Source organism: Anaerolineales bacterium (assembly GCA_022866145.1).
GTDB lineage: Bacteria > Chloroflexota > Anaerolineae > Anaerolineales > E44-bin32 > PFL42.
The window spans coordinates 1-5,235 of record JALHUE010000341.1 but is presented as its reverse complement, the minus strand read 5'-3'; the positions used below and the strand labels follow the sequence as shown (position 1 = coordinate 5,235).

The window sequence follows — 5,235 nt, the reverse complement described above, 5'->3', positions numbered from 1 at the left end:
TGCTCAAGCGGATGAAGACTCGCCCCCGACTGGCCTGGGCCAGCCGGGCCGGGTCGAGCTGTCCGCTAGCATCCGTCGCGAGCCCAAAGTAGCGGGCGTGCGCTGGCCTGGCGGCCAAGTGACGCTTGAGTTGATGCTCGACCTCGCCCGGGCTGTCAATGACCTCGGCCTTCACCGACTGCTCGACGCCCTTGTGCCTGAGCATTGCGCTGGCGCCATCCCGCAGGTTGCGCCACCAGATCCGGTCGGCGCGGCTGATGACCAGGTACCCGTCGCCTTCGGCAAAGGCGTTGATGGGCGTCGTGTAGGTTCGCCCGCTGCGGCGCCCGGTGAACTCGATCAACGCGAAGTCAGGTCCGAGGATCGGATGAAGCGGCGAGCGCACGATTGCGGTGACAATTCGATTCCCCAGGTTCTGTCCCATCGACTCGGCCTCCTCTCTTACTCGGCCGTCCTACGCCTGCCGGCCTTCGGCTTCGCACCCAGCCCGCCCCGCGGTTCCCCCACCGCCTGGATGGGACACCGACGCTGGCGGGGACCTAGCCCCACCTCGAGTCCGAACCGGGCGGTCTCGCCCCCTCAAGTTCCAGCTTGAGCGCTGCCAGGGACTGGTTGATGTCATGCAGGAATACCAGCAGGGAGCCGATCAGGCTCGCCATGCAGGTCGCGAACATTGCCGCGATCAGCCAGGCGGAGTTGGCGGAGAGCAAGGCCGTCACGAACAACACGATGACCAGAATGGCCGCGCTCAGGGCGCTGATTGCTGCTAGAGAGATGGAGAGGCGGATCATCCGGGCTCGCGCCCAAAGGATATCCAGCTGGCGTCCAATCCTGGCCCTGCCTGGTGCATCGGCTATCAGCAGTTCAGCCGACAGGATGCGTGCCCGGTCGATCGCCCGACCCAACCGGTTGGTCATCGTCAGCAGCAGCAGGCCGATCCCGGAGATCAAGATCACTGGCCCGATGGCCGTCTGCAAGACCGGAATCAACTCTTGGACTGAAGGTACCATCATTCTCCCTCCCTGCCGCGCGGCGGCGCCGTCTGCGGCACGTGCCGATCGGGGAGCCAGCAGGCCGCCTGCCGTCGCTCGGCCGCCCGGATTTCGTAGGCTGGGGCGTGGGCCTCCGCCGCAGGTGTCCGATCCGCCAACACCCTCACGGCGCCGGCCGTTCCAGCTCCAGGGTAACGGCCGGGGCTGTGAACCCGTTGCTGCGGTGTGCGCTGTCGCACAATGGTTTGTCCTTGGACCCGCCGCACCGGCAGAGGGAAACCAGTTCCTGCTCGATCTTCCTCTCCGCACCCGATTCGTCCCGCACCGTCAGCGGACCAGGGACCCGCAGCGGCCCGTTCAACCTGGCCTGAATTCTCAGCTCACCCATCGATCACCTCCGCCAACCTTCGGTCGCAACATCTGTGCTCGCTTGTCATCCGAACCCTGCGCCAGCCGCCGAGGGCGCGGCCACCTCAGACTGTGCCGCAAGTCGGCGACGGCGTCAAGCAGCGGCCTAGAAAGCGACCGCGCGCCCGCACAGTCTTGCCTCAAGCCCAAAGCCCGGCGGCGGCAGCCGGCCCTGGCTGGATGCGATGCCAGGCCGCCGCGCGTGGACGAGCTTACCGGTCCTTAGTCCAATCCCAGGAGGCTGCCGATAACGTGGCAGCACCTGAGAAGAGCGCGTGCTTCTGGGGTTCTCGTCGGTGTGAGCAGCTTTCTTCATCAACGTGCTCGGCCACGGGGCAGGAGAAACGCAGCCACGGATTCCCATCCCCCGTGCCCCGATCGAGGTGGGTCAATCAGGCGCCAGCCTGGAGCGCGGCGACAATGACAGCAGGCGAATTTGCCACCCGACGTCCCGCCGCGTGTACTCCTGAGGGCACCCCACGCGACAGCCGGCGGAGGCACGGCACCTCAGCGCGCGTGCGCTGCCGGCAGTCCGGACCTCTGCCGGGATTCGTCCCTGGTCCACCCCGCGGATCTCCACCGCGGCACACCCTGGCGGGCGGGACCTTTCGGCCGATTGGGTTTGTCGGCAAGGCCGAGGCGGGTCGAGCAGCAGTCGACAATTTCCTGGATCACTCGAGCCGGAAGCCGGCCAACCCGCACCCCGGCATGCTGCCGCGGAGTCTCTGCAAGGCAGCGCCGTCAGGCCGACGCCGAACCAAGACCGCCCTGGATGGTCTCGCACCGATGCAGCCTGCATCCGGAGGCCGCGCCCGGGCGAGGTCATCCCCGGATGAACCCCTCCTGATGGGCTGCTCAGAGGCGGGCTGGCGGATCGGCTAATTGAAGCCAGCGTTCGACTTCGCCTGCAAGCCGCGGCCCGATACCCGGGACTTGTTCCAGACCTCGGCGCCCCATCGCCTGGTACACCCGGTCTACGCCTGGCTCGAGATCCTCCACCGCCCAGGCCGCCTTTCGATAGGCCCAGACCTGGCTTGGTGGCGCGGCCTCGAGCTCGAGGTCGTAGCACCTGTTCGCCAGCCATTCTGCCAACCGCCGACTGCATTCGCGCCGGTCACCCGGGATGACAGGGCGGGGAATACGGTCGGAGAGCCCATGGCGCTGGCACAGCTCACGCACCGTCCTCGCCAGGCGCCTGCCCGCTTCTGTGGCGGGTGCGTAGCTTCCCGGTGGATAGAGGGCGTGATAGTGGCTGAGCAGCTGAGGTTGCTGCTTCTGCAGCTGCGCCAGGAAGTACTCGCGCTGCACATCGGCCAGCGTCAGGCTTCCGGCAAGCACGAAGCGGCCGCCATGGTCTGCCGTCCAGCGCACCAGGGTCTCCAGGTCTAGCGGGTTGTCGGTGATACCGGGGAGGAGCGGCATGGCACAGGTGCCGGTGAGGATCCCCGCCTGCGCAATTCGCTCCATCGCCTTGAACCGCCGCGCGGCCGGTGGCGCAAGGCGCTCGAACTGCCTGACGGCCGGTTCGGCGCTCGAACACGGCGCGGCGATCACGCTGAAAGCAACGACGCTGGGCGCCTTGGCCTGGATGGACTGCAGCACATCCAGATCCCGCAAGACCAGCGGCGAGCGCTCGAGCACGAACACCGGAAAGCCCAGGTCGCAGCACACTTCGAGCATCCTGCGGGACAAGCCGAACTTGCGTTCGGCCGGCTGATAGTCTCCGGTGAAAACCAAGTCAACGGGCTGTCGCCCGAGCGCACGGCGCAGCAACTCGGGAGCGTTTGTCTTGACCTTGATGACGTAGGCGAAGTCCTCGGGGTCGTCATACGGAGCGTACTTGCGTTCGCGGCAGTAGCAGAAAGAACAGCCGTGCTGGCAGCCGACGTACGGGTAGGCGCTGTAGCGGGCCCAGAACCAGGAGTCCGGCCGCTTGCTCTTGTTCAGGATGGACCGGGGGCTATAGGAGATGAACTCAGCCCGCCGACTCACAACGCGCCTCCACCGGGTGTAGGTCAGTTGGCGCCGAACAACCCAGGCTCGTCACTGCACGCAGACCCCGATTCCCGAATCTCCCCGAAGGCCGCGCCCGCACCTGCGTGGTCACGCGGCCGCACTTCCTGCTAGGGAGGCCTCCCCAGCGAGGACGAACACCAGGTTGAGGCTGATGTGCTGCCAGGCCGGAGTGCGCACGTACAGGGCATGGTTGGGGCCTAACTGGATCTCGCCGAATAGGTCCTGTTCAGGAAAGCCCGCCGCGCGGAACGCCTGCTGCCACTTCCGCAGACTGAGCGTGGATCGATGGGTCCGGTCGAAGACGTTCGTCAGGGCGGTATGCAGGTGCCCGACCAGACTGTGTTTGAGCGGAACCGAGCCGACCAGCACCCCTTCCGGCTTCAGGGCTTGACAGATTCCCTTCAAGACGGGTCCGGGGGATTCCAGATGCTCCAGCACATTGAAGGCCACAACCACGTCGTACTGGCTCGTCGGGAGAGAGACGCGCTCGATGTCGGCGATCGTGATCCGCTCGCGAACGGCCGGGTCGAGGGCCTGGGTCGCATAACCCGACAGCTCAAAACCCGACACCGAGAAGGAGTGGGAAGCGAGTTGGAGCAAGTGACCCTTGCCGCAACCGATCTCCAGGAGCTCCCCAGCCGGCCGCCGGGAGAGGATCAACTGGATGCGCTTTCGATTGCGCTGAGATGCGGCCTTCGTGCGGAAGAGAACGGAGTCAAAGTAGGATGGGTCGTAGGTTCTGCGCAGCATGTTTGCCGAAAGCCTCTCGGATATTTGGACGCGCTCGTCCCGGATCAACCTCCGCAAGCTACGGCCGTAGCCGGCCGGAAGTCGTCTGTCCACACCGAATGATACCGGAGGAAGGGACCCGGCTCTAACCCCAACCCCCAGACAGGCCGGGGGCAACGGCCAGGACCTCCCATCTGCCTGGAAAGGGGTCGGTGGGTTGCGCGAGACCCAGCGGGTTCGGCCCGTGTGCCAAGGACCTGACGGCAGAACGGGACGTAGGGCGGTGGGCCGGAGCCGGCTGGCCCGCAGCTCGTCGCCGACGCCCCCCTACAGGGTGAGCGAGGCCAGCCGGACCGCGAGCGCCTCCTGTCCTGCAACCTGCGCCAGGTCGCGGGGCGTCCGGCCATCGGAGGCAACCGCGCCAGGATCCGAGCCGGACCCAGCAGCAAGTCGATCAGCTCTTCATCCCCATGCTGGGCGGCGGCAGGCAGCCAGGACGGTCCGCATAGCTGCGAGGACCTCGCCACGCCGCGAGGTGACCTGGATCGCAGGACCTGACGGGTCCGGCCTCACCGAGGCCAAGCTGGCGGTTCAGCGCGGGCTCGCGCACAGGCGGGTTCAGGTCTCACGGCGGGCCGACAATCTCCCTCACAAACGCCACGGCCTGTTCGACGCCGCGCTCGACGCGGATTCGCTCCCCAAGGTCCGCCGCCCGCGCCCGCATCCCGGGATCCGTCAGGGCCTGGCGCAGTGCCTGCGCCAGCCTGTCTGCCCGCAACTCACCGACGCGAATAGGCGGCGGCCCCACACCCAGCAGGCTGACCCGCCTCCCCCAAAAAGCCTGGTCAGCCGTGAAGGGTACAACGACGCTTGGCACGCCGGCGCGCAGTGCGTTGCCGGTCGTTCCGGCGCCGCCGTGGTGGACGATGGCGGCCATCCGGGGAAACAGCCAGCCGTGCGGCACTTCGCCGATCGAGAGCACGGACCTCGGGAGATCCTCCTGGGACTCGGACAGATCTTCCGAGCTGAGGACCGCCCGCCCGCCAGTCATCTCGATCGCCTGCAGACAAGCCTGGAGCACCTGTTGCTG

6 protein-coding genes are annotated in these 5,235 nt (G+C 67.0%); all 6 read right to left on the bottom strand.

Annotated elements, in window-relative coordinates; all coding sequences use genetic code 11:
• On the bottom strand, nt 1–424 hold a 424-nt coding region (locus MUO23_10620), incomplete at its 3' end, for a nitroreductase/quinone reductase family protein (protein ID MCJ7513408.1).
• A gap of 115 nt (nt 425–539) precedes the next feature.
• Nucleotides 540–1,013 carry a DUF2721 domain-containing protein gene (locus MUO23_10615; protein ID MCJ7513407.1) on the bottom strand — a complete coding sequence of 158 codons (474 nt, stop codon included), beginning with the start codon at nt 1,011–1,013 and terminating at the stop codon, nt 540–542.
• A gap of 142 nt (nt 1,014–1,155) precedes the next feature.
• A complete protein-coding gene (locus MUO23_10610; protein ID MCJ7513406.1) occupies nt 1,156–1,380 on the bottom strand; it encodes a CDGSH iron-sulfur domain-containing protein in 225 nt (74 codons plus the stop codon).
• Nucleotides 1,381–2,255: 875 nt separating this feature from the next.
• Nucleotides 2,256–3,392 (bottom strand): hypothetical protein, encoded by a 1,137-nt coding sequence (locus MUO23_10605; GenBank protein MCJ7513405.1) that lies wholly within the window; start codon nt 3,390–3,392, stop codon nt 2,256–2,258.
• A gap of 111 nt (nt 3,393–3,503) precedes the next feature.
• Nucleotides 3,504–4,166, bottom strand: a complete 663-nt coding sequence (locus MUO23_10600) for a class I SAM-dependent methyltransferase (GenBank protein ID MCJ7513404.1) — start codon at nt 4,164–4,166, stop codon at nt 3,504–3,506.
• Between the two features lie 604 nt (nt 4,167–4,770).
• Nucleotides 4,771–5,235 (bottom strand): hypothetical protein (locus MUO23_10595; GenBank protein MCJ7513403.1); only part of this gene is annotated, 465 nt, incomplete at its 5' end.